The organism is Dyadobacter pollutisoli, assembly GCF_026625565.1.
GTDB lineage: Bacteria > Bacteroidota > Bacteroidia > Cytophagales > Spirosomataceae > Dyadobacter > Dyadobacter pollutisoli.
Genome location: NZ_CP112998.1, coordinates 2,026,773 through 2,051,017, shown reverse-complemented (window position 1 = coordinate 2,051,017; position 24,245 = coordinate 2,026,773). Strand labels below are relative to the sequence as shown.

Below are 24,245 nucleotides of genomic sequence, written 5' to 3'. Positions count from 1 at the left end.
CAGCCATAACATCATGAACTCAAAATTCCTCATCCTGACCCGCTTCTCCAAAGCGCTATTTGGCTGCGTACTCATTACTATTTTCGTTTCCGCTACCCGAAATACTCTGGATAACCGGCTACCTCCCGGAGATCCCGACAATGGTGGCCTGACTTTCCCCGACGGATTCGAGTCGGTGGTGGTGGCGGACAGTACGGGACTTGCCAGGCACATTGTGGTTAACGATAACGGTGACATTTACATCAAGCTCCGCTATTTCGGAAAAGGGCAGGAAGGTGGTACAGTGGCTTTGCGGGACACCAACGGCGATGGCAAGGCCGATATCATAACGAATTTTGGCAAATACCAGGACCATAGCAGCCTCGCCAACGGTATCATGATCCGTAACGGGTACCTGTATTTCAGCTCATCGCTGGTGGTTTATCGCAGTAAATTGATTCCTGGACAACTGTTGCCGGAGGAAAAAGTCGAAGTCATTCTCAAAGACGACCACGAGCATGAAACGCATTGGCATATCACCAAGCCTATGGCGTTTGACAATAAGGGCAATATGTATGTGCCATTTGGCGCGCCTTCGGACGCCTGCCAGGATATGGTCAATTCACCGGGCGGAAAACCAGGTAGCGTAGGCCTGGACCCGTGCCCTGATCTGGAAAAACATGGCGGTATCTGGAAATTCAGTGCGGATAAGGCGGGACAGACTCAAAAAGATGGGACATTGTTTGCCACCGGACTAAGAAGTATTGTGGGCATGCGCTGGAACCCGGATGATGAAAGCCTGTATGCGGTTGTGCATGGTCGAGACAACCTGCACCGCCTGTTTCCTGACCTGTTTTCGTCCTGGCAAAGCGCGATGCTACCGGCAGAAGAGTTTGTAAAGGTGACCCAGGGATCGAATATTGGCTGGCCGTACTACTATTTTGACCAAATGAAGGGCAAAAAAATGCTGAACCCCGAATATGGCGGTGACGGCAAAAAGGAAGGCCAGGGAAGTAAATATCAAAACCCATTAATAGGCTTTCCAGGCCACTGGGCACCAAATGACCTGCTTTTTTACAAAGGAAATCAGTTTCCCGAAAGGTACAAACACGGCGCATTCATTGCTTTTCACGGCTCTACCAACCGCGCTCCCTATCCGCAGGCGGGTTATTTTGTAGCTTTTGTACCTTTCAAAAATGGCAAGCCAGCGGGTGACTGGGAAGTATTTGCGGACGGTTTTGCAGGCATTGATCCGATCATTAATACAAATGATGCCAAATTCCGTCCGATGGGACTGGCAGAAGGCCCCGACGGTTCTCTTTACGTGACCGATTCCAGAAAAGGAAAGCTCTGGCGAATTATGTTCAAAGGCAACAGAGGTGATTTTGGAACAAAACAGCTGGCCACAATGGAAACCCACAAGCAACTTGGGCATATCCGCACACCCGATGAAGTGGCGGATAACCTGGATACCAAAACCAAGGTTGCGGGCCAGCGCGTGTATAACACCTATTGTACGCCCTGCCACCAGCGTAACGGGATGGGTGACGGGAGCCGATTTCCCCCACTGGGTGGTTCCGAGTGGGTTACGGGAAGCAAAAAGCGGCTCATTGAAGTCGTCGCAAATGGTTTGGAAGGAGAAATACAAGTGGCTGGAAAACCTTATAATGACCTGATGCCCAAACATAACTTCCTGAAAGATGAGGAAATGGCGCAGGTACTGACCTTTATCCGCCAAAATTTTGGCAATGATGAAGACGCTGTATCGGTAAGCGATATCAGGCGGGTTTTGAGAAAATAGAAATTTGAAACACCAGGCTAAGAAATTATAGCCGTGTAAAAACTATATTTTGAACATTGGAAGCGGTTTCAATGGCTTTTTCAGGAGATTTTGAAAGATTTTTTTGATCAAAAACACATGAAAGCCTTCGTTACCGAGCAATTTCCGGTTGCGGCCTACGACCTTCCGGTCAGCACCAAACGTGAGGATCCCCAGAGTCACGTCGGTCCAGTCTGCTTTCCGGAAAGTCTCGACCGTATGTTCGTACTTGCCGCGGTAGCTGCTAATTTTGTGATGCCAGTAAATCATCAGGCTGATCTCGCCGGTCAAATGTCCCAAACTATGTACGGCAAGGTACATTTTCAGCTGTTCAATGGACGGGTCAAGATAATCGATCGTATGGTCTGTCCAGATGCCAATATCATGAAAAACACCTGCAATGGCATATTTTTCTACATGAGCCGGGTCGGTATCATGTAAAATGCAATTGAGAAAGACACGGTAAACGTGGTTTTTATATTTCAAAAAATCCTCCCCGATATCCGCTTTGAAATGGTGCAGCAGGTCTTCAATAGTTTGATTTGAATATTCCATTGGCGGGATCGGGAAGTGGTTTACAATTTTTCTAACGACATCAATATATGCAGGATCAAACGCTGCCGTGGTAGCAGCCGGTTTGTAACCTAAAAATAGGAAAGTATAACTTCTTAGAAAAAAAGCCGCCGAATAGTACATTTATTTCGATAGATACCTATACTATTGCAGATGAATGAAGTGAAGCTAGCGAATTTCAATAAGATATGATTTCTCCTCAAAGGTTACGGTGCATAGTGGTGGACGATGAGTTGGTTGCACGAGAATTAATCGAAAAATACGTTGCCAGGATACCTTTTCTCGAACTGATCGGTGTAAGCGACACTGCCACAGACGCTGTTTTTCAAATCAGGCAGTTGAAACCTGATCTTGTATTACTCGATATCGAAATGCCCGGTATCAGCGGTTTTGAGCTGCTTAAACTACTGCCTGCCAGTCGCCCGGCCATCATCATGATCACCGCCGATCCTTCTTATGCATTGGAAGGCTTTGAGCAGGACGTTACCGATTATCTGATGAAACCCGTGTCGTTTGAGCGTTTCGTCAAAGCTGTAAATAAGGTGACCCAAAGCCATCCCACGCTATCCTTAAACACGGAAAATGCCCCAGCCGAGCCTGTTTTGAAAGAAATGAAAGCAACATTGGAACCAAAACCCGCTAGTTTCCATGGCGATTTTCTCTTGTTGAAAGAGAATAAGAAACTGATCAAGGTGGATCCACATGAAATTCATTTCGCGGAAGGCATGAAGGATTATGTGAAACTATACTGGTCCGACCGCATTTCGATGATTCATATGACCATGTCAAAATTCGAAGAAGTGCTGTCAAAAACGTTATTTTTAAGGGTAAACAGGTCATACATCGTGAATAAGGACGCTATTTTGGAAATCGAGGGGAACGAAATCACTACACGGAACGGCAAAAAAGTCCCGATCGGGGTTACTTACCGAAGCGAGGTGCTGGCGTCGTTGAATAAAAACCGGGTGTAATGTAACATGGCAAAAAAGCTGTTTTCTTTTTTTAAGCTACCAGAAACAACTGGAAGATTCCTCCTACATTTACTGACATGGTTACTTGTCTGGGCAACTATACGTTACTTTTCCGTCCCCACATTAACGAAAGATAACCTGGCGACTATCGAGCATGCGGCTGTGGCAGTCATGTCTCAAACTCTCATTATCTTTTATTTCTTAGGTTACATTGTTTTTCCCAAATTCCTTTACCCGAGGCGATTAATTCCATTTATTATCTCACTATTGGCGCTGTTTCAGCTCATATATATTACTAACTATTATGAATTTTCCTACCTGGCTCAAATAAGCAACTTCAAAGGCCAATTAGAATCTAATTACATTGTCCGGGCCTGGAACCGCTACCTGAATCCCAATCCATGGACGGTTTGCTTTACAGATTTTAAAATTGCCTATTTCAATTATGGTTGGAGCTTTTTTTATGTAACTCCTGTACTTGTCATAAAAGTAATGCGGGACGTAGTGTCAGCCAGAACGCACAATTTACGATTGGAAAGGGACCGAATCCAGCTGGAAAAAGACAATCTGGATCTTCAGAGGCAAAGACTAACGCTGCAACGAGATAATCTGAACCTGGAACTCAGCTTTCTTAAGTCCCAGATCAATCCGCACTTCCTTTTCAATACGCTCAATGCAATTTATGCCAGAACCGCGGACGTTGACGAGCATGCTGCGGATCTGGTCATGCGCCTTTCCAATCTGATGAGGTATAGTTTGTATGAATCCAATCGGGAACGGGTTGTAATGACCAAGGAAGTAGATTATATTGAAAGTTATATTGAACTTGAAAAAGCACGATTCTCAGACAAAGTAGCTATTGACTATCAGCTGCATGGTAACCCTGAGCATTATTTCATCGCGCCACTTTTATTAATATCATTCGTTGAAAACGCATTCAAGCACGGCACAAGTCGTAGCCTGTCCTCATCATTTGTAAATATTTCAATTCATTTAGAGGATGCCAAACTCTTATTTTCAGTAAAAAACAGCGTACCTCCAAAGAATAAGTCCCTAGATTCCCTAAAACAAACCGGTCAAAAGCCAGGAGGGTTTGGACTCGTAAATACTGCAAAAAGACTTGCATTGCTCTATCCTCAGAAGCATAAACTGGACATTATAGAAACTGATCAGCAATTCGAAATTAACCTTGAAATGGAACTTACAAGCGTCAGCCATTTGCAGGCAGACACCCAATTATAGTTGATCTTCAAAAAGGCTTCATTGGTCGAAATTACCACCTCATTGGTCTAAATAATTACCAACAATTTCCCCTATTCTCTACTTTCACAGCAGAGATTAATACGCTCTGCTGTACACACCACTATCTCCTTAATTTACTAACCCTAAAAATGACCAGACAATCGAAACCGGTCAACAGACTGGTATTGAAAAAAGAACGGCTTATGAATATTACACCAGCCAAACCTATTTGTGGAATAGGCACAGATATGGACACGTCAGTTCAAAGTACACCAATATGTAGATTACTTTAATTTCTTAATCATCTGTTAGCCAGCCATTATGTCAAATGATAAATCACCTCGGCTTTTATCTGATCCGAAGACCAGCCAGGTCGATTGACCAACTCAACAAATTTCATCAACAGCGCACAGACAGATCTTCCGAAGAACTTTTAATGGGTTACTATATGGGTGATTTGCTGTTAAGGGAGGCGATACTAATCGCCTCTCCTTCTTTATACGACAGGCTGGAACGCTGGCTCAGCGGTGAAGAAATCACTGAAAAAAATCAACTACTCAATACGCTATACAAATACCTGACCCGTACAGCCACGCGCTGTACGCCTTTTGGTTTGTTTTCCGCGTGCGCCGTCGGAACCATTCAAACTGGTACCAATGTGCTTTTGGCCCCTTCTGAGCAACAAATTAAAAAGGCGTCGATTGACATTGAATTGCTGACTGCTATCGGCAACTGGTTAAAAACATGCTCCGATACCCGCAAACAGTTTAAACTATATCCGAACACATCCCTATATCAGGCCGGCAACAACAACTATCGGTACATTGAGTTCGTACGCAACAATGCTCAAAATCAATATTTCATCAGTGCACTGGAATATTCCGAAGCCCTGTCACTTATATTAGACCGTGCAAGATCCGGCGCTACCATTCCCCAGCTCGTGCTCACCTTGGCCTCGCACGGGAATGAATGTGAAGAATCCCTTGAATTCATTGATCTCCTCATTGACCACCAGATTCTTGAATTCGACATCGGGCCAAGGGTAGCTGGTCGCAATAATTTTTCGGAACTGATCTCACGAGTCGAACTGCTTAATAATACGGAAGATATAGTTATCAAACTCCGGCGAATGCAGCGGCTTTCTCAAAAAGAAGCAAGTCTTGTGGCAATGCATGGCGCATTACAGTCAGAGCTTGCCAGCATCGGGATCAATCCTGAAAAACCGAACATTCTTAAAGTAGATTCATACTTTTATCCGGTACAAAACCAGCTCGATGAGATCGTTATTACCGAAATCGGTGAACTGATCAGCAAGGTAATGGTACTCAACCAAAGCCGCTTGCCGGAAGATCTACAGGAATTTAAAAAGAGATTTTTAAAGAGATTTAATGAACGTGAAGTGCCCCTCTCATTAGCTCTGGACGACGACATCGGTGTTGGCTACGGCGAAAGTTCCGCGCTTGGTCTCGGGTATTCGCCTATGATCGACGACCTGGATCTGCCCGTACAGGAAAAGCAACGCTCAGTACAAGATAGTTGGTGGCAACAGTTGATTATTGAAAAGTATTCCACAGCCTTAAGAAATGGTGAGAAAGAAGTAATTCTTACGGACAATGATCTAGAAGCGATTGAGAAACAAAAGAGCTCTGCTCAGCGCAATGCAAGCAGTTTTTTTGTTTTCGGAAATATCATTGCAGAGTCGGCACAGGCCGTCGACAACGGTCAGTTTTTGTTCAATCTCCTCGCATGCCAGGGTCCGTCGGCAGTGAATATGATGTGCCGTTTTGCTGATGGAATTCCTGGTTTGGAAGAGCAATTGGTCACTTGTACCCAATCCGAAGAGCAGAAACATCCCGAAGTTATCTTCGCTGAAATCATTCACTATCCTGATAATAAGGCAGGAAACATTCTTACCAGGCCAAATCTGTACGCCTACCAGATCCCATACCTGGGCCAGGCAAGTGTGCAAGAACCGTTTCAAATTTTGGTAAGCGATCTAATGGTCTCGGTACGCAATGGTGAAATTGTTTTGAGATCAAAGCGATTGAACAAACGCATTATTCCAAGGCTTTCCAGCATGCATAACTATCGGAAGGGACTTCCCGTTTATCGTTTTTTATGTGATTTGCAGGATCAGGATGCTAATCTTAATGTGGTTTGGGACTGGGGAATTCTACAAACACAACGCCATTTGCCGCGTATCAGTTACCAAAAGCTAATTGTCAGCAGGGAAATGTGGCTTTTGCAGTCCAAAGATTTGAAAGAAAAAGACATTACAGACTTCATTTCTGCCATCAGGGAGCTCGGTTTGCCTGATTATTTCGCGGTCGCCTCGGCTGACAATGAATTGTTTATTAATACAGATATTCCGGAGTCAGTGAATCTGCTGATGGAAATATGCCGGAAAAGCGAAACGGTGAGGATCATGGAATTTCTGGGCACCTCCGAAAATTGCTGGATTACCAATGGCCAAGAGCGGTTCGTCAGCGAATTCGTTTTTCCATTCAGCAATCCTGACGTGTCACCCATTCCCGGATTTTCATTACCTGACTATGAGTTGCCCAAACAGCATTTCCCGCTCGGTAGCGAATGGCTGTTCATGAAATTGTACACGGGCGAAAAATCCAATGAATCGTCGTTGATCAGCATTTTATATCCATTGATTTGCCAATTGCTGGAAGATCAGGTCATTCAGCAGTTCTTCTTTATTCGCTACAAAGATCCTGACTCTCATTTTCGGTTGCGTTTCCTTGGTGATCCAAACACGCGGTTTGATCGGCAGGTCTTTGAAATCATACACACCGCGCTAGCGTCGCAGATACAGGCAGAAATCATTCACGACATTCAAACGGATACCTATTGCCGTGAACTGGAACGCTATGGCTGGAACCAAATCGAAACCTGCGAAAAATTATTCCAGATCGATTCGCTGGACACATTGCATTTTCTGGCCGACTACAACCGCGATGAAAATGAGCGCTTCTTATTCGGTATTCAAAAAACAGATAAACTTCTGAGCGATGCTGGTTATTCAATAGCACGGCGACACGCTTTGCTCGAAAAGCTGAAAGAAGGTTTTTTCACCGAATTCAAAGGAGGCCCCGCACTCCGTAAAAAGCTGAATGCGAGGTACCAGCAAAATAAATTGAATATCCAGCACCTTTTGCAACCATTTGACAGAAGTCGGCAGGACAATCAGGCAGACCTCCTGAAACAGGTTACCCTAGAAGAAAAGGATCGGGAGAACATACTTTGCAGCCTGATCCATATGTCGGTCAACCGTATTTTTCCCTTCAAACAGCGTGTGTATGAATTAATGCTTTATCACTGTTTATTCAAGCATTATGACGCTATTTTGGCCAGAAAACGGCAGACAAACAAACCGGTTTCAGGTCTTTCCAAAGCTATTTCTTCAATTTAAGTTTCAGCATACCGGCAGCTTTGGTATAACCTCCTTCCGATCCATCAACAAAATGAATGTGACCGTCTTTCAGGTCGCGCACATAACATGACATGACGGACTCGCCGCTCACGAACAACCCGTACAAAATCTCACCGCTTTCCTCCAATTGATCCAAAACAGCCTGTAACTCCAATCGCTGGCCCTCCGTACCCGATATCACCGTATTAATTTTGCCATCCATGACGAGTGTATCGGACATTTCCACCAGGTGTGTCAGATAACTTTTTCCTCTTGAAGTCTGAAAATAAACGTAGCCTGTCAGGGCGGTTAGCCACGATCCGAGTACTCTCAACAAATTGATCTTCCCCAGTCTCACCAACATTTCGAGCTCCATTTTGTTAAATGTAGTTTTCCATCTTAGCTTCGAAACCGATATCGGCTGACGTTTTTCCGGTGTCCCATATATGTCGTCCAGATGCCGCATTACTTTGCTAAAGGCCTCCTGCTGTTTTACTTTTCCGGTGCCCACCACAAGCAGCGTCACCACTTCCTGAGTGTTTTCGGGCGGTGCGATTTTGTCCCACCGGCATTGCATTCCGCTGAGATCGAGCTCATCACCGACAGCCATTAGCGTCGCCAGGAGATAACTTTCTCCTTTAATGATTTTTTCTGCGTAGTTTAATCCATTGCCGATCACAACGGGAATCGAAAGCGTGCCAGAAGCTCTTAATTTGGTGATTTTCAGATCATGTCCCTCTCCATATATATCAGTCACGGAAACCTCCCCCACGCGAAGTTCCAGGTCGAAATTATCACGTGTGTTGTTTTTGTATAATAACAATCCCCTCATTACCAGATCGATAATGGAAGAGGGCAGTATAAATGTAGCACCGTCGCCCCCGAAGAAAAATGGAATAGTGATACCTGCTTTGAATGCAATATTCAAGACGGTAACAATGCTTCCAGTGGCAATAAGGTTTACAGTTTCATGCAACCCATTCTGCACCGCGGCTGTTGAATTTTTAATGTCAGTCACGATCACATGCCAATTGTCGGGCACATGATAAAACAAATGTTCTTCCAGCAGCAGGTCGCTGAGCGGAATATGGTTTACCGGCAGACGTGAGTAAAACTGGTCGCTTTTCGATTCGGGTATCATGGGTGTAACAATGTCATTTCAATTTATGGCAATTTTTTGAATAAATCATTTTATGCTCACCTACGCATAACTTTTCAATCCCGACCACTAAATATTGGGCTAAAATAAGCGTATTAGGTATATTCGTAGCTGACGATTAACAAGGTACTGACCAAAACCCATTTTTGAATGCTTCGATCGGCTGTGCGCAATTTAGCTATTATAGTATTGTTTGTAAGTTGTAATGCGACATGGGGACAGCCCGGATCTTCGAAACCGTGGCTACAACAATATACCGAGTACCATGAATACAATGGGATTTATGTAGTCAAAAAGGTAGCGATACCTTGTAAATCTTACGAAGCTTTCCTCGTCGACGCCAACGGCAAAAAACTCACACCGGCTTATCGTGATATTGGTGAATTCTCAGGTGGCCTCGCTGAGTTTGCTTCTTTCCAATCAGGTCAAAATCAGGGACGTCACGGATTTATCAACCGAAAAGGCGAAGTTGTTATTCCCGCAAAATATATAGCGACCGATAAATTCAGAGATGGAAAAACATGGGTTATTTATACCGTAGGCAAGCAATTTGGCCTTTCCTACCTCGACAGCACCGGCAAATTGTTGTACGAAATACCCATCAAATATTATAAAAATGATTTCCTTATTTCCAAAGCAGCCGTAGAATACCTCTGCAATCAGGATACCCGGGAAGACGTAATCTGGTGGAGAGGGAGGGACATGTTTTTGCTTAATTGGAATTTCAGTAAGTTCGACGAGGACAGGATCAACAAGTCGAAAAATATTTATCATTTCAATTTCCAGGGCAAATACGGGATTATTGACAAAAACATGATCCTGCGCGTTCCGGTAGCGCTCGACGACATTGATCCGACCTACAAATTTTCGGGACAAGGCCTTGAACGCGTGCGTTACGGAGATAAATACGGATATGTGAGCCCTTTCACCGGCGACCTCGTTGTGCCATTTGAATATACCGACACACGAAAACCTACTGCCGGTTTGTTTTGGGTCAAAAAGAATGGCAAATGGGGATGTATTGATAAAACGGGCAAGGTAAAGATTGATTTTCTTTACGACGAAGCCACAGGTTTTACTGGTGAAGATCGCTCGGCAGTAGCGATCAATGGCAAATTTGGCCACATTGACAAGTCAGGAAAAATCAGGACCCCGCTGAAATACGATTTCGCATCCTACTACAATCATGGCATTTCCATGGTCAGGCTCGACGGCAAATATGGCTACATTGACACTACCGGGAAGTTTATTACCGAACCCATTTACGACGACGCGCTGCCTTTTGACCGCACCACTACAACCGTTGAGCGCTCATGGCTCAGGTACCAGCTATCGATGAAGGGCAAGGAAAGTTTTGTAGGCTTTTCCTATAAGCTCAATGCGGTTTTTATTATTCTGGGAGTAATGCTGTTCATCTGGATCAATGGACTGTTGTTCAAGAGGGTACAGGCTGCCCGGGCACGTAAAACGGCAGCTAAAAAGAAGTGATTTCAGTCGTTCTGTGAACTGGATTTATCGATAATCACGGCCAGCAGAATGACCATTCCTTTCACGACTTGCTGCCAGAATGGTGACACATTGAGTAAGACCAGGCCGTTATTTAACACACCAATAATGATTGCACCCTGAACTGTGCCCAGTATGCTCCCCCGACCGCCGGAAAGCGAAGTCCCGCCGATCACTACCGCAGCTATCGAGTCCAACTCGAAGCTGATGCCAGCGTTAGGCTGTGCGGAATCCAGTCGCGATGTGACCATGATGCCGCCGACAGCGGCCAGCGCCCCGGCAATGGTGTAGACAATGATTTTGACCCTGTTGACATTAATACCGGATAATCTGGAAGCACTCTCATTGCCTCCGATCGCATAAATGTACCGTCCGAGCCTGGTTTTTTCCGTGACAAAAACGGCAGCCAGAACAATGGCGCCGGATATCCAGACCGGTACCGGAATGGCCAGAAACCAGCCGGTGCCAAAAAACAAAAACGGGTCACCCAGCCCGCTGATCGGGAAACCCTGGGTCCAAAGCATCGTAAAGCCGCGCGCGACGGTCAGCATGGCCAGCGTTGCAACGAAAGGCGGTACCTTAAACTTCGTGATCGCCCATCCATTGAATGCGCCCAGCAATGATCCCGTAAGTAAACCGGCAACCACAGCACCCAAAATCGTGAAGCCAATGTAAAGGTTATTAGCCGGCAGTTCGATTCCATTTTTGAGCAATCCGGCTGTAATGGCCCCACAAAGTGCGAGTACTGAGCCTACCGACAAGTCAATACCTGCGGTCAGCACGATCAATGTCATACCTGTCGAAATGCAAATATTGACCGAGATCTGCCGCATCACATTCCAAAGGTTGGACACGCTCAGGAACTTGTCTGACAGCAAACTGAGTCCCAGGCAAAGCAGAAACAATGCTATTAATGATTGAAAACGAAGCAGTCTGGATCGGTAAATGGCTAAATTCATGCTTGTTTTTCGTAAATGGATTTAGGGATTGCGGCGCTGAGAATAGCGTCTTCTGTTGCTTCCAGTATTGAAAATTCGGCTGTTAATGTGCCTTCGGCCATTACCAGTACCCGATCGGAAACAGCAAGGATTTCGGGCAGCTCCGAGGACACGACGATGATACCCAAACCTTCGTCGGCCAGTTTAATAATCAATTTATAAATTTCACTTTTGGCATGGACATCAATGCCCCTTGTCGGCTCGTCGAGCAGCAGTAACTTCGGTTTAGTAGCCAGCCATTTGGCGAGCACGATCTTCTGCTGGTTACCGCCACTCAGGTTTTTTGCTTTTTGCTGACGGGTCGGGGTCTTGATTTGAAGCTCTTCAATGTATTTATCGGCCAATGTGTTCTCTTTCAAATCACTTAACGTCCCCAGGTTTTCAAGATCGGTCAGCGTTGTCAGGCTAATGTTGTTTTTCACGTTCAGGCCCAGTACTAATCCGTCCTTTTTTCTATCTTCAGGCACCAGCGCCAGGCCCGCATGAATAGCGTCCGCCGGTGAATTGATTTTCAATAATTTACCTTCCATTGAAATCTGACCGGAAAAAGCTCCGGCATGCAAGCCAAAAATAGTTTCCAGCAACTCCGTCCGTCCGGCGCCCATTAGACCAAAAATACCAACAATCTCACCTTTGCCCACATGAAATGAAATATCTTTCAGCAGATTTTCTCCTGGCCGGGCCGGATGTTTAAGAGATATACCACTTGCTTTCAGAAGTTCAGGAAAAATACGGTCACCGCTATTTTTCCTAATCATGGCAATAGTACGGCCAACCATTTTATGAATCAGTTCCTCCTGCGTAATCCCGGCCATGGAACCGGATTCAATGGATTTCCCGTCTCTTAAAACCACATAATGATCGGCGATACGAAACAGCTCATCGAGTTTGTGCGAGACATACACGATCGCCTTCCCAGCCTTTTTCAAGTCTTCGATAATGCCAAAAAGCACCTCTACCTCGCTACCGGTAATGGCGGAAGTAGGCTCGTCCATAATGATCAGTTCTGCATCCGTCAGTAATGCTTTGGCGATCTCAACGATCTGTTGCTGTCCTACTTTCAGCTTGTAAACGGCTGTGTCCGGGTTTACTTTCAATTTCAGATTATCCAGTAGTTCCTGCGTTTTCCGCCGCATCCGATTTTTGTCGATAGTACCGTATTGGGTCAACAGTTCCCGACCGAGAAATATGTTTTCCGATATGGTCAGATACGGGATCAGGTTCAGTTCCTGATGGATAATAGCAATCCCCTTTTGCTGCGCGTCTCTTGGGTTTGAAAACTTGACAGGTTCGCCTTTAAAAATGATTTCGCCTTCAAAATCCTGGTAAACGCCCGAAAGAATCTTCATCAATGTAGATTTTCCGGCACCATTCTCGCCAATCAATGCGGTCACCTTTCCGGCTTCAATGGACAGACAAACATCTTCCAGCGCGATCACTCCCGGAAATTTTTTGGTTATCTTATTGACTGTCAACATGGCTAATCCAATTAAATACTATCCACTATTTTCAAACTCACCGGTATCACTTCGATCCTTTTTAGATCGGTATGCTCCTTGTTCAATTCAATGGCTCCCGAAAATGTGATCCGGTCGCCTTTTTTAACCTTTGATTTAAATTCTGGAATGACCCCTTCGCGGATAAGCTTATTGATTTCCGCCGAGACATTATTGAAATCCATCGAGTTGGAAAATTCATTAATGTCAATCGCTCCTGATGCGTCACGGACTGCATTGCCGAAAATGTACTCGGTCGCAATACTAATTTCAGGTTTCTCGTGCAGAGACTCAATTTTTACTAAAACTTGATTTTCCTCGATAGATTCAACAATCCCTTCGCCTTGAACCAGAAAATATTTAATGTTTCCAATCCCCAATGCGTGCGAATGATTGGCAAATGCTTTCTCTTTGTCTGTTTTCAAAAGGGACAATAATTCCCCCGTTTCAATGGCTTTCCTTGTAGCCGGTATGAGTTTGGTTCCCCAAAATTCGTTGGCATACCGTGCGGCATTGAAAGATGTCGTTGCAGCCTTTACCTCGTCCAGCTTTTTAAAATAAACCGAATTGTAAGCCACTATCCCAATCAGAATGAAGAATGCGGCATATCGGATGATTTTCTTCATAACTATTCCTTTTTGCCGTATGCAGCGTAATTCTCAATATTGTCCTTTTTGACAAGCTCCACTGCTACGGGCATTTTTTTTGGAAAAACCCTTTTGCCTTTAAAATATTCATCTGCAAACGTAGCGGCAGTATTGGCCATAACCTCCGGAAACTGCATTCCCGTAGCCATTATCTTTCCGTCCTGAATGGATTTGACCACATCCTCAGCGCCATCGAAACCAAATACGCGCACTTTGTCAGCTTTTCCAGCGGCCGATAGTGCCTGGTATGCGCCCATAGCCATCGCGTCATTCCCGCAAAAAACAGCGTCAATGTCGGGATGTGCCTGTAAAATTGATTCCAGCACTTCCATGGCTTTATTACGGTCAAAATCAGCGCTTTGCTGAGCTACCATTTTGAGTCCGGGGTAAAAATCAACGACACTGTGAAAGCCTTTGGAGCGGTTCCAGGTGTTGTTGTCGCCTACCATTCCGAGGATTTCAACGTATTTACCTTTCTTATTGAGTGTTTCCACGAAATATCGGGCGATGGCCACGCAGCCTGAATAGCTATCCGAAAGTATCTGAGACGTTGCGGCATTGTTCGCATTCACTTCTCGGTCCATACAAAAGACTGGTACGCCAGCCGCTGTGGCATTTTTCACATTCACAATGGAGCCGTCAGCGTCAGTGGGATTGAATAAAATCGCATCATAGCCGGTTGCAATGGCATTTTCAAAATGATCGGTTTCCAACGAGGTGCTGTTCTGCGAGTCAAATACTTTCGACTCATAGCCAAGTTCCTTTGCCTTGGCCTGTGCTCTCTCTGCCAGAAAAACAAACCACGGATTATTAAGCGTAGAGACCACAATGGCCATCTTTTTAGGCTCATCGTCGGTTTGTCTGGTTTTGCAACCGATTATTGCCAATCCAAAAAGAGCGGAGCTTAATACCAATAAATATGTACTTCGGAATCTCATTGGAAGAAGTTTTAGATAGACTTGCCAAGTCTCCAAGACTTGGTAAGTCTTGTTTATCTCGTTACGGAAACACAGTTACAATCACCCGCTGATACCTCGTCAATGAAGGTTTGCCATTATCAGTTACCGCCAAAATAATATGAATCGTCTCCGGCTGGCTCACTTTGGGAGCGGTAAAAGATGTACTCATAGCATGCAAATCCTTGATACCCAACGGTTCCTTCATGGCGTAACTGCCCGGTTCGGGGTAATAAATCCATTCGTAACTCAATCCGTCACCGTCCGGATCCTGAGAACCTTCCGCACTTAATGTAACAGTTTCGCCACCAGTTGCTCTCAATGCATTGGAATGCTTCAAAGCCGCTTTTGGCGGGTGATTGGCCTCTTTATATGGCTTGATCGTCCAATCCATTCTCGCTGCAAAATCATGCTGAAATGCCTCGCGCCATCTCCATAATGTAGCCTTATTGCTCGTATGGAAATTGCCGTCCACGCCTTTGACTTCATCCATTGCATCCGTATAAATCGGGCGGGTTTCAGGTTCGTAAAAATATTTGAGCGTGCGCGGCGTGTAGAGTTCATATCTCCCACCCCAGCCTCCGAATTCAGGGTGCTCGGGATCATTCATTCCATTATCGATCAGTCCTAAAAAAGACGGGGTATCACCCTCCATCAAAAACTTGGTAAATGGGTACTCGGCACCCAGCGGACCGTGATTTCTCACATGCTCATCCAGCCAGGGATTATCTACAATTTCAAAATTCGCCCCTGCAAACCTACCATGAAATTTGTCCCCGCTAATACCCGACCAGGTTGCATAATGATACGCTCCTGCGGCATGGTAACCGGGACTACCTACATAAAAAACTTCCGGGAAGTTCTTCCTGATCCACGGCCCGGTATCGTCCTGATCCGAGATTGTATACATCCGGATTTTGGCAGCAAACTTTTTCACGTCTTCCGGCGAGCGTGTCATTTTCACTTTCCATAACGCCTGCGCAAGGCAATTCGCTCCGCCCCAAACCGGAATCCATACCGGCCGGTCATCTTTTTTATCAACTACTTTAATGATCCACTCCGAGCCTTCCGAATCTTTTCCCTTACCCACTGCATTCATACCAAATTCCGGAAAACCACCTTTGGTCACACTCAGTAAATATGCTGTCTCGGGATATCCTTTTTCGTGCAGCAGCAGGTTAGCGCGGACTTTATCATAAGTATTGATCAGCTGCTTGATCTTTTCAACCGCCACCCGTTTTTGCTGGTGAATAGAAGTTGTAGCGATCAGTCCTTCAATGTCCCATTGATTGGAATAAGTCAGAAAACGGACCATAGACTGCGTATCATCCGGCTCATTTTCAATATCCGTCAAGATCAAAACCCTGCGTCGCGGCTCGGCAGACTGCGCGAAACTTGCCGACTGGAAGCAAATCAGCGAAAGGATTGCCAGGCTTCTTGCCGTTTTGATAAAATATTCCTGAATAACCATATTTAAAAAATATTGCTAAAATGCTGACTCAAAAATGAACTGCTTAACCTGATGCGGGGGCGATTTATTTACAAAGTTCGAGGGCAACTTCGGCGATACCTTCCGCTGATATTCCGTAATGTCTGAATATCTCCTGCTGCGAGCCGGTTACGGTATATTCGTCGGGTATACCTATGATTTTGAAGCGGTTATGGTAATTATTTTGAATTAAAAAAGAAGCACAGGCCTCTCCTAATCCACCATAAATGCTGTGCTCTTCCACCGTAATAATCGGTTTTCCGGTAGCCGCAATATCAGCAAGTAATGGGTAATCCAATGGCTTAATGGTGTGCATACTGACCACCGTAGCAAAAATATTGAGCTCCTTTCGCAGCTTTTCAGCAGCCAGCAAGGCCGGCGTAACCGTTTCGCCGGTACCAATGATCGTCAGATCACTTCCTCTCAGGACAATGCGTCCCTTACCAAATTCAAATGTTTTTTCGTCGGCAGATAAAAGCGGCATTGACTTTTTCCCAAATCTTAAATAAACCGGCAAATCCGTTTCTGCCGCCAGCCTGATCGCCTGCTCCGTTTCGAAATTATCAGCGGGAGCCACTATAATGAGGTTATTGATAGTTCGTAAAACCGCAAAATCGTGCAAACTATGATGTGTAGAACCCAGCGCGCCATAGCTGACACCAGCGCTGATACCCACCAGGTTCACCGGATTATTGGAGTAAGCCACATCATTTTTGATCTGTTCCAATGCCCTGGCCGTGAGAAAACAAGCCGGTGAAACAGCGAACACTTTCTTACCGGTTGAAGCCAGGCCGGCTGAGACGCCCACCAGGTTCTGTTCGGCAATCCCTACCTCTACAATCTGTTCGGGGAATTTTTGTCCAAAAGGTACCAGTTTGCCAGAGCCCCGCGAATCGCTGGTTACCACCACGATATCACGGTCGTCCTGTGCCAATTGCTGTAATGTCTCTGAAAATATTTCCAGATTTGCCCTGTTTGTTACCGCCGTTTTCTCAATCGTTACATCCACTATTTCTTCCGGTTAAATTCCTGAAAGCCGCCATTGATTTTAATGAATCGCTTCTTCCAAAAAGTCCAATTCCTGCATTGCTTCCGCATACTGCGCTGCATTGGGCACGCCATGGTGCCACCTGAGCTGGTTTTCCATATAACTTACGCCTTTGCCCTTTACCGTATGGGCAATCACCAGACTAGGTTTTCCCTTAGTAAATGGCAGCGAGTCAAAAGTCGCTTTTAGCTGTTTCAGGTCGTGGCCGTCCACATGCCGTACTTCCCACCCAAATGCTTCAAATTTCTTGTCGACCGGGTCCGTGTTGCACACGTCGGCAGTTGGCCCGGATATCTGTAATTCATTTTTATCAATGATCGCGCAAAGGTTGTCCAGCTTGTAATGCGCGGCAGAAAGCGCGGCCTCCCAGTTGGAACCCTCCGGTAATTCGCCGTCTCCGAGCACTGTGAACACTTTATAGTTCTTTTTATCCATTTTGCCGGCAATGGCAGTACCTACGCTGAGCGACAAACCGTGACCCAATGCTCCCGTGTTTTGCTCAATACCATGTACTTTACGAGTAGGATGTCCAATATAATGCGACTGATATCTGCACAACGTTTCCAGGTCTGATTCAGGAAAAAAGCCCCTCGACGCCAGTACTACATAAAGTGCTTCCACCGTGTGGCCTTTACTTTGAATGTACCGGTCGCGGTCGGGAGACGTGAAATGTTCCGGGTCCACATGCATGGTATCATTGTAAAGCACATTCAGAATGTCAATACACGACAGGCTGCCACCCGTATGACCGGCTTTTGCGTTGTAGATGTATCGGAGTATTTTCTTCCGGTACTCCACCGACTTGTGCGCAAGTTCCTGCTCTGACATTGTTTGCACGATTTAATCGTTAAAAAGCTGCACTTCCCAGCCCATATAGTTCCCCAGTGCTTCGTTCAATATGCCCGCCGTTTTGGAAGCATTCATCACCACATGGTGCTCAAATCCATTGCGGCAGATGTATTGCATGAGGTTTTGGAGGTTTGGAATCTCCGCTACTGCGCGGTTCCCGAAGGTTTTTAATGTATCGTCCGTCAATTTACCCTCCCCTATATATGCCTTCATTACGCCACGAGGATCGTCCGTACTAATGCGGCCGAACGTGAGCGGCGAGGCTGGTGTACGCCCTGAAAGCGCGCCGTAAGTGTTTTCCTCTCCTACCGATGTTCCCAAAATCGGCGCTGTGCTGATTTCTATATCCGGCAAAAATGACTTCGCCCAGTTTCCACAGTGGAAAAGCACGCATTTGTTATTGTCATTCGCGTAATTATTATTCCAATCTACCAGCGCACTCGGCGATCCTGATGCGAGTTGCAGCGCATACATGCTGAGCGTACCCGTCACATCCACCTCGCAGCCGCTCGGAAGCATGCTTTCGCTCATGATGCTCATACTCGTACAGACATTGCACCCGTAGTTTTTTTGCACCGAAGTCCAGCACTGAATGGCAGTAGCGTTTAATGCATTTTCCTGCATAAAATCAGTCAATACCACGTCCAGCTTGGCCATTTGTATCAAAGCCTCGTCGGGTGTTCTGCCAGTTGGCGCGTAGTCTCTTATCTTTTGCAAACGCTGCTGCACGCTGGTATCCTGGGCAGTCAGCTTGTTGGCGTTGCCCAAAATTTCAGACAAATCCACAGTGATCACAGAAATGCCATTGCGCTGTAAAATTTTCTCACTGTAACGAACGGTGTTAAAACCACCCGGACGTGCTCCTATGGCTCCTATCCTCACTTTTCGCAGTCCCATCGCAACCCTGCATACGCCCAGAAAATCCAGCAGGTCTTTGGTAAATGAAGGGTCCGTCGGGTGCACTACATGCTTGGTAGTGAGCGTATATTTGATCCCAAACTGATACAGATTATTACAGGCCGATATCTTTCCACACCACGAATCGCGCCGTCTGGCCACGTCCAGCTTGTCCAGATCGTCCGGGTAACCTTGCACAAGTACCGGTACATTCAGTTCTGCCAATTTCAATGTTTCCGCGATGCCCCGTTCGTCGCCGAAATTGGGCAGTACTACCAGCACGCCAATGATCTCGTCGCGATGCGCCCTGAACAAAGCCGCACATTTCTGGGCATCCTGGAAAGTCTCTACCCCGCCCAGCTTCGTAGCCTCGGTATCGAGCATGATCGCATTGATTTTCAGTTTTTTTAACAAATCAATGATCTCAACCCTGGCCTCAGCAACCAGCCTGTCCGGGAAAAAATCCCTGTTACCGATTATGACTCCGATACTTCCTTGATTATGCATGTTTTTACTTGTTATCCCAGGACTGAAGTCCTGGGTTAGTCGTCAGCGCAGGACTTCAGTCCTGGCTGTCCTGGGTTATGCTCGTCGCCTGGTCCCAGGGTTAAAACCCTGGGTTAATCGGCTATGATTAGTTCTATTTCGTTGTCGTGGAAGAGTTGCTTGTGTTTTTCTTCGATTCCTGCGTCGGTGATGATGTAATCGATCAGCGACAGGGCTCCGAGGCTTGCAAAGGCACTTTTTCCTATTTTTGTCGAATCCGCTACCAGGTATGTGGTATCAGCGGCGTCGATCATTGCTTTCTTCACCACCAGGTCACTGATACTCGGATAAGTCAATCCCGATTTCAATGACAATCCGGCCGTTGCAAGAAATAACTTCTGGACATTCAGCCCTTTGAAAAAATCCGCAGCTTTCTGACCAGTGAGTGACAATGTTGGCGGCTTAAATTCTCCTCCCGTCATGATCACTTCAATGCCTGTTTCAGCTCCCAAAAGCAATGCAATGTTCAGCGCATTGGTAATCACAGTCAGGTGTCGGTTACTGTTTCTCAGCTTCTTGGCAATCTCCGTCGTAGTCGACCCTGAGTCCAAAATGATCGTGTCGCCATTCGTAATGTATTCCAGACATTTCGCTGCGATCAATTCCTTTTTGTCCAGATTTTCCTGATTTCCCAGTGAAAAGTTGCGGACCTGATCTTCTACATTTTTAAGAAATGCCCCTCCATGCTCTTTAATAACAAGCCCGTCTTTTTCCAGTTTATCCAGATCCTGACGAATAGTCACTTCTGTCACTTTAAACAGTTTAGCCAGGTCAATCACCTTCGCCGAACCGTCCTCTTTAAGCAATTCCAGTATTTTATCCCTTCTTTGATTTGCCAGCATTATATTATTGTTTTTTGTCCTTTTTTATCTAAAAATAGATTTAAAACAATTAATAACTAACAAGGGCCGGAAAAATAGACCGATTCCATTCAAATAAGCTTCACAAAATTAGCAATAGCAAATTTAAGAAAGTAAACGAAACTAAAAAATAATAATTGAAAATAAAACAACGTAATTGCAATATAATTTCTCAAATTCCGACTACTGGTTTGTGCAGCTTTCACTATTCCTTATCGTCATGAAGAACTTTCGTTTTTTAATATGCTTATGCGTATTTGTAACCAGCTCAGAGCTAATATTTTCCCAAAATATGCCGCCTGCCTCCGCTACCGAGGACTGGTCTGTTAAACCACCGCTTGTTACCCCGGCAGAAAGCTACGCGCAGCCTCCGTCTGATGCGATTGTACTATATGGTGGTAAGCAGGATTTGGATAAATGGGAACATTTAGATGGCTCCAATGTAAAATGGCAAACTACCGGCGACGCAATCACCATTGTTCCAAAAACAACTGATATCAGAACAAAAAAGCAATTTGGAAACATACAGCTTCACGTCGAATGGAAAACACCGGACCCAAAAGAGGACAAGGATATGAACCGGGGCAACAGCGGCGTACTATTGATGGGACTTTACGAATTGCAGATCTACGAGTCTTATAACTATGATACCCGCATTTACTACAATGGTCAGGCAGGAAGCATATACAAGCAACACGCCCCTCTTGTCAATGCAGCAAGAAAGCCACAAACCTGGCAGACGTACGATGTCATTTTCGAAGCCCCGGTTTTCAATGCAGATAAAACACTGAAAACACCTGCATTCATGACGGTGTTTCATAACAATGTACTGATACTTAATCACGTAGAACTCAAAGGCCCAATGATATACCAGGGCTATCCCAAATACGAATATCATGAAGCCAAGCTGCCATTGAGGCTACAGGAGCATAATAGCAGGGTTAGTTTCAGGAATATATGGGTTCGGGAGTTTTGACTAAAAATTACATATTTTGAAATTAAAGTTAATAGAACGAAATAATATTTTACAAATTAGAATGAAATTTATAAATTCGGGCTACTTTAATCAATCGAATGGTAGTCGTCGCACACAAACCTATAAGAGAATTTTATTTCCAAAATCCAGCGCTCCGAAATGCTTTGGAGAAATGGTACAAGGATACGATAAACGCTGACTGGGCTAATTTCGGCGATGTTAAAAACTCCTTCAATTCCGTAGATTCGGTTGGTAATGGGTTATTTGTATTTAACATATCCGGTAACAATTGCAGGATAATTGCACGGATATTTTTCAGAAAAAGAACGTTATTCATCAGGTTTGTTGGCACGCATAAAGAATACGACAAACTGGATTTGGCGACATTATAAGTATCACTCATATGAAAAACCTAAAAACTGAAAAAGAGTATCAAGCGGCTCTGAATGAGCTTGATACATTGATGAAAAAGGGAGAAGATAATATTACCGAAAGCGAGGCCACAAAAATTGAGGCACTCGCATTATCAATCCAGTCCTACGAAGAATCATACTATCCATTTCCGATGCCCAAAACCATTTCCGAAATGGTTGAATTGAAACGCTTTCAACTTAAACTGACGCAGGCAGCGCTGGCTGATATGCTGGGACTGGGAAAACCCAAGCTATCCCAGATCCTGAGCGGCAAACGCGATCCCGATGTTCCATTTCTAAAAGCTGTCTATAAAAAATTGGGTATCGATCCTGGTTTTTTGCTCGATAATGCCTGAATTATCTTGCCAGAGGCAACCAGACTGACATATCGGTATGTCCACGATTACCCCAGGCATAGTAAGGAACCAGTTTGACTGGAATAGTTTGCGGCGCTTCCGTAGACACTTCGCGATAAAGTTTTTTAGTCCAATCTGAATGGTTGATCACCAGTGCGTCGCCTTGCAGGCTCATAATCGGGCTGTTTTCGATCGTTAGCTGCACTGGTTTCAGGTTATTTTTGGCGGAAATGGCAATGTCAAAAATCGTTTTGCCTTTTGGCAGATCAAGCGATTCCACACAGTAAACAACCGGTCCGCGCTTCACGGCAATTTGGTTACGCGTTTCTTCGACCAATGGATTCGACTCGATCAATTTGACCGGCATAGGAAGCGTCAATTCTAGCTTATCACCTTTTTTCCAAACCTTATTGATTTCGGCGTAAGTCCCTGGGGTAAGCTGAACCGACTGCTGTTTACCATTAACAGTCAGACTGGCATTGCTAGACCAGCCAGGAATTCGAAAAAAGGTTGAGAATGACTCGGTCGGCGCTTCTTCAATGCTAATGCTTATTTTACCATCCCAGGGGTAATTGGTAGTTTGTGTCAATTTCAGTGCGCCATTTTTAAGTTGGGTATGAAGGTGATTTCCTCCATACAGATTAAAGAAAACACCTTTTTCAGACAAACTATAAGCATATTGGCTCACCTCAGAGACCGTCCGCACCGTGTTTGGTGGGCAGCAGTTGGATTTCGAAATATAGCTCTGCCGCTCCTTGGACCAACGCTGCTCAAACGGCAATGCATCCGAATAGCTCAATGGATTGGTATACAAGAACTTATCGCCTTTTAGATTAATCCCCGAAAGTACACTGTTGTACAATGCGAGCTCAACAATATCGGCATACTTTGCGTCGCCGGTGATTTGTAGCATTCGCCAGTTCCAGAGCACATTACCAATGTTCGCGCAAGTTTCATTATGCGCAGTAAAGTTGGGCAACTGATAATCACGCCCATACGCCTGGTGGATTTTCTGTACTTCATCTGGTTTGTAAGAAGTACCATCGGGTGAGACGCCGTCGTACAATGCACCACAGCCGCCGGTTACATACATTTTGTGTTGCGTAACATCGTCCCACATTACATTCAGCTGGTTCATTAAGGCTGCGTCGCCGGTTTCCGCGTACACGTCTGCCACGCCCGCATACAGGTAGTTGGCGCGTACCGCGTGGCCCATGACTTTGGTTTGCCGTAAAAATGGTATCCGGTCCTGATTGTCGTCGGTCCCTTCCGTGGCGCCTTTAATCGCCACCAAATGTTTCACCAAAGTCAGGTATTTCTGATCGTGCGTCGTGCGGTATAATTCAGACAGCCCCATGTAATGTGACGGGCATATGGCGTTGCGGGACTGCTCGGGCGTGGCTTTGTCATAAAAAACGATCAAAAAATCAGCGGCTTTTTTGGCTACTTCCAGCAATGTAGTCTTGCCTGTGGCACGGTAGTGAACGCATGCGGCGGTCATCAAATGACCAAAATTGTAAGCTTCAAAGCTCAGCCGGTCATCGAACATTTTGGACTCACCTTTTTGCTTTTGTTCGATGATCGCTTTGGTATAAATATAACCATCCTCACGCTGCGCCTTGGCCATTACTGCAATGGCTTCGTCCATGAGCTCGTCCAGCTTTTTATCCTTGGTAGCGGCATACATGGCCGCTACGGCTTCAAATGTCTTATAAAAATCACCATCATGGAACGATGGCCCTTTGAATTTACCTTCCTCCAGACCAGCAGCGATCTCGAAATTCCGGAAGGAATGACTGATCTCGGGATCGGTATAAGTTTTCCAAAGCTGCGGTACCATTGTTTCGCGGCATACCTTGAACCTGTCGGCCCAAAAACCCTGCGTCCATTGTACGGCGTCCATGTCCGGGCTGCTCAATTTGGCAAAAGTGCTTTGCGAAGTGTTTACCAACGCATTTTTCTGAGCCTGAACATGTACTGCCGTCAAACAGAACAGTGAAAAGGTTAAGACAATTTTGTTTTTTTTCATATTTTGAAGTATTGC

The 24,245-nt window shown here is 45.4% G+C and carries 20 protein-coding genes; 8 read left to right on the top strand and 12 right to left on the bottom strand.

The genetic code is table 11. The features are described from left to right. Nucleotides 1–13: 13 nt before the first annotated feature. On the top strand, nt 14–1,780 hold the full coding sequence (locus ON006_RS08480) for a PQQ-dependent sugar dehydrogenase (protein WP_244818906.1): 1,767 nt from the start codon (nt 14–16) through the stop codon (nt 1,778–1,780). Nucleotides 1,781–1,822: 42 nt separating this feature from the next. Here the strand turns inward: ON006_RS08480 and ON006_RS08475 are convergent, their stop codons facing one another. Continuing rightward, a complete protein-coding gene (locus tag ON006_RS08475) occupies nt 1,823–2,494 on the bottom strand; it encodes a hypothetical protein (protein WP_244818907.1) in 672 nt (223 codons plus the stop codon). Between the two features lie 65 nt (nt 2,495–2,559). Between ON006_RS08475 and ON006_RS08470 the strand changes: the two genes are divergently transcribed. The 3 genes from ON006_RS08470 (at nt 2,560) to ON006_RS08460 (ending at nt 8,005) form a co-directional block, all read left to right on the top strand. Beyond that, on the top strand, nt 2,560–3,342 hold the full coding sequence (locus ON006_RS08470; protein ID WP_244818908.1) for a LytR/AlgR family response regulator transcription factor: 783 nt from the start codon (nt 2,560–2,562) through the stop codon (nt 3,340–3,342). Nucleotides 3,343–3,348: 6 nt separating this feature from the next. Continuing rightward, a complete protein-coding gene (locus ON006_RS08465; protein WP_244818909.1) occupies nt 3,349–4,584 on the top strand; it encodes a sensor histidine kinase in 1,236 nt (411 codons plus the stop codon). Nucleotides 4,585–4,912: 328 nt separating this feature from the next. Continuing rightward, nucleotides 4,913–8,005 carry a lantibiotic dehydratase gene (locus ON006_RS08460; RefSeq protein ID WP_244818910.1) on the top strand — a complete coding sequence of 1,031 codons (3,093 nt, stop codon included), beginning with the start codon at nt 4,913–4,915 and terminating at the stop codon, nt 8,003–8,005. Here the strand turns inward: ON006_RS08460 and ON006_RS08455 are convergent. After that, nucleotides 7,989–9,146 (bottom strand): DUF3095 domain-containing protein, encoded by a 1,158-nt coding sequence (locus ON006_RS08455; RefSeq protein WP_244818911.1) that lies wholly within the window; start codon nt 9,144–9,146, stop codon nt 7,989–7,991. The genes ON006_RS08460 and ON006_RS08455 overlap by 17 nt on opposite strands. Nucleotides 9,147–9,314: 168 nt before the next feature. Between ON006_RS08455 and ON006_RS08450 the strand changes: the two genes are divergently transcribed. Next, nucleotides 9,315–10,652, top strand: a complete 1,338-nt coding sequence (locus ON006_RS08450; RefSeq protein WP_244818912.1) for a WG repeat-containing protein — start codon at nt 9,315–9,317, stop codon at nt 10,650–10,652. 2 nt (nt 10,653–10,654) lie between these two features. Here the strand turns inward: ON006_RS08450 and ON006_RS08445 are convergent, their stop codons facing one another. The 9 genes from ON006_RS08445 to ON006_RS08405 form a co-directional block, all read right to left on the bottom strand. Then, nucleotides 10,655–11,629 (bottom strand): ABC transporter permease, encoded by a 975-nt coding sequence (locus ON006_RS08445; RefSeq protein ID WP_244818913.1) that lies wholly within the window; start codon nt 11,627–11,629, stop codon nt 10,655–10,657. Further along, nucleotides 11,626–13,146, bottom strand: a complete 1,521-nt coding sequence (locus ON006_RS08440; protein ID WP_244818914.1) for a sugar ABC transporter ATP-binding protein — start codon at nt 13,144–13,146, stop codon at nt 11,626–11,628. The genes ON006_RS08445 and ON006_RS08440 overlap by 4 nt, the downstream gene beginning before the upstream one ends. Before the next feature lie 11 nt (nt 13,147–13,157). Beyond that, a complete protein-coding gene (locus ON006_RS08435) occupies nt 13,158–13,790 on the bottom strand; it encodes a DUF2291 domain-containing protein (protein ID WP_244818915.1) in 633 nt (210 codons plus the stop codon). Between the two features lie 2 nt (nt 13,791–13,792). Further along, on the bottom strand, nt 13,793–14,749 hold the full coding sequence (locus tag ON006_RS08430; protein ID WP_244818916.1) for a D-ribose ABC transporter substrate-binding protein: 957 nt from the start codon (nt 14,747–14,749) through the stop codon (nt 13,793–13,795). A gap of 61 nt (nt 14,750–14,810) precedes the next feature. Further along, nucleotides 14,811–16,238 (bottom strand): DUF1593 domain-containing protein, encoded by a 1,428-nt coding sequence (locus tag ON006_RS08425; RefSeq protein ID WP_244818917.1) that lies wholly within the window; start codon nt 16,236–16,238, stop codon nt 14,811–14,813. A gap of 64 nt (nt 16,239–16,302) precedes the next feature. Further along, nucleotides 16,303–17,265, bottom strand: coding sequence for a transketolase family protein (locus ON006_RS08420; RefSeq protein ID WP_244818918.1), 963 nt, complete (start codon nt 17,263–17,265; stop codon nt 16,303–16,305). A gap of 39 nt (nt 17,266–17,304) precedes the next feature. Continuing rightward, nucleotides 17,305–18,132 (bottom strand): transketolase, encoded by an 828-nt coding sequence (locus tag ON006_RS08415; protein ID WP_244818919.1) that lies wholly within the window; start codon nt 18,130–18,132, stop codon nt 17,305–17,307. Between the two features lie 12 nt (nt 18,133–18,144). Then, entirely contained in the window at nt 18,145–19,557 is a 1,413-nt protein-coding gene (locus ON006_RS08410) for an L-fucose/L-arabinose isomerase family protein (RefSeq protein WP_244818920.1), read from the bottom strand. A gap of 113 nt (nt 19,558–19,670) precedes the next feature. Beyond that, entirely contained in the window at nt 19,671–20,438 is a 768-nt protein-coding gene (locus ON006_RS08405) for a DeoR/GlpR family DNA-binding transcription regulator (RefSeq protein WP_244818921.1), read from the bottom strand. 310 nt (nt 20,439–20,748) lie between these two features. Here ON006_RS08405 and ON006_RS08400 point away from each other — a divergent pair, with 310 nt between their 5' ends. From ON006_RS08400 to ON006_RS08390, 3 genes are all read left to right on the top strand, one after another. Next, complete coding sequence (locus tag ON006_RS08400) at nt 20,749–21,432, top strand: 3-keto-disaccharide hydrolase (RefSeq protein WP_244818922.1); 684 nt, start codon at nt 20,749–20,751, stop codon at nt 21,430–21,432. A 98-nt stretch (nt 21,433–21,530) separates the two neighbouring features. Beyond that, the gene (locus tag ON006_RS08395; protein ID WP_244818923.1) at nt 21,531–21,824 is read left to right on the top strand and encodes a type II toxin-antitoxin system HigB family toxin; all 294 of its coding nucleotides are present in this window, start codon (nt 21,531–21,533) and stop codon (nt 21,822–21,824) included. A gap of 11 nt (nt 21,825–21,835) precedes the next feature. Then, nucleotides 21,836–22,201 (top strand): helix-turn-helix domain-containing protein, encoded by a 366-nt coding sequence (locus ON006_RS08390; protein ID WP_244818924.1) that lies wholly within the window; start codon nt 21,836–21,838, stop codon nt 22,199–22,201. 1 nt (nt 22,202) lies between these two features. On the opposite strand, the gene ON006_RS08385 is transcribed toward ON006_RS08390, so the two are convergent. Continuing rightward, the gene (locus tag ON006_RS08385; RefSeq protein ID WP_244818925.1) at nt 22,203–24,230 is read right to left on the bottom strand and encodes an aceric acid hydrolase; all 2,028 of its coding nucleotides are present in this window, start codon (nt 24,228–24,230) and stop codon (nt 22,203–22,205) included. Nucleotides 24,231–24,245: the final 15 nt, after the last annotated feature.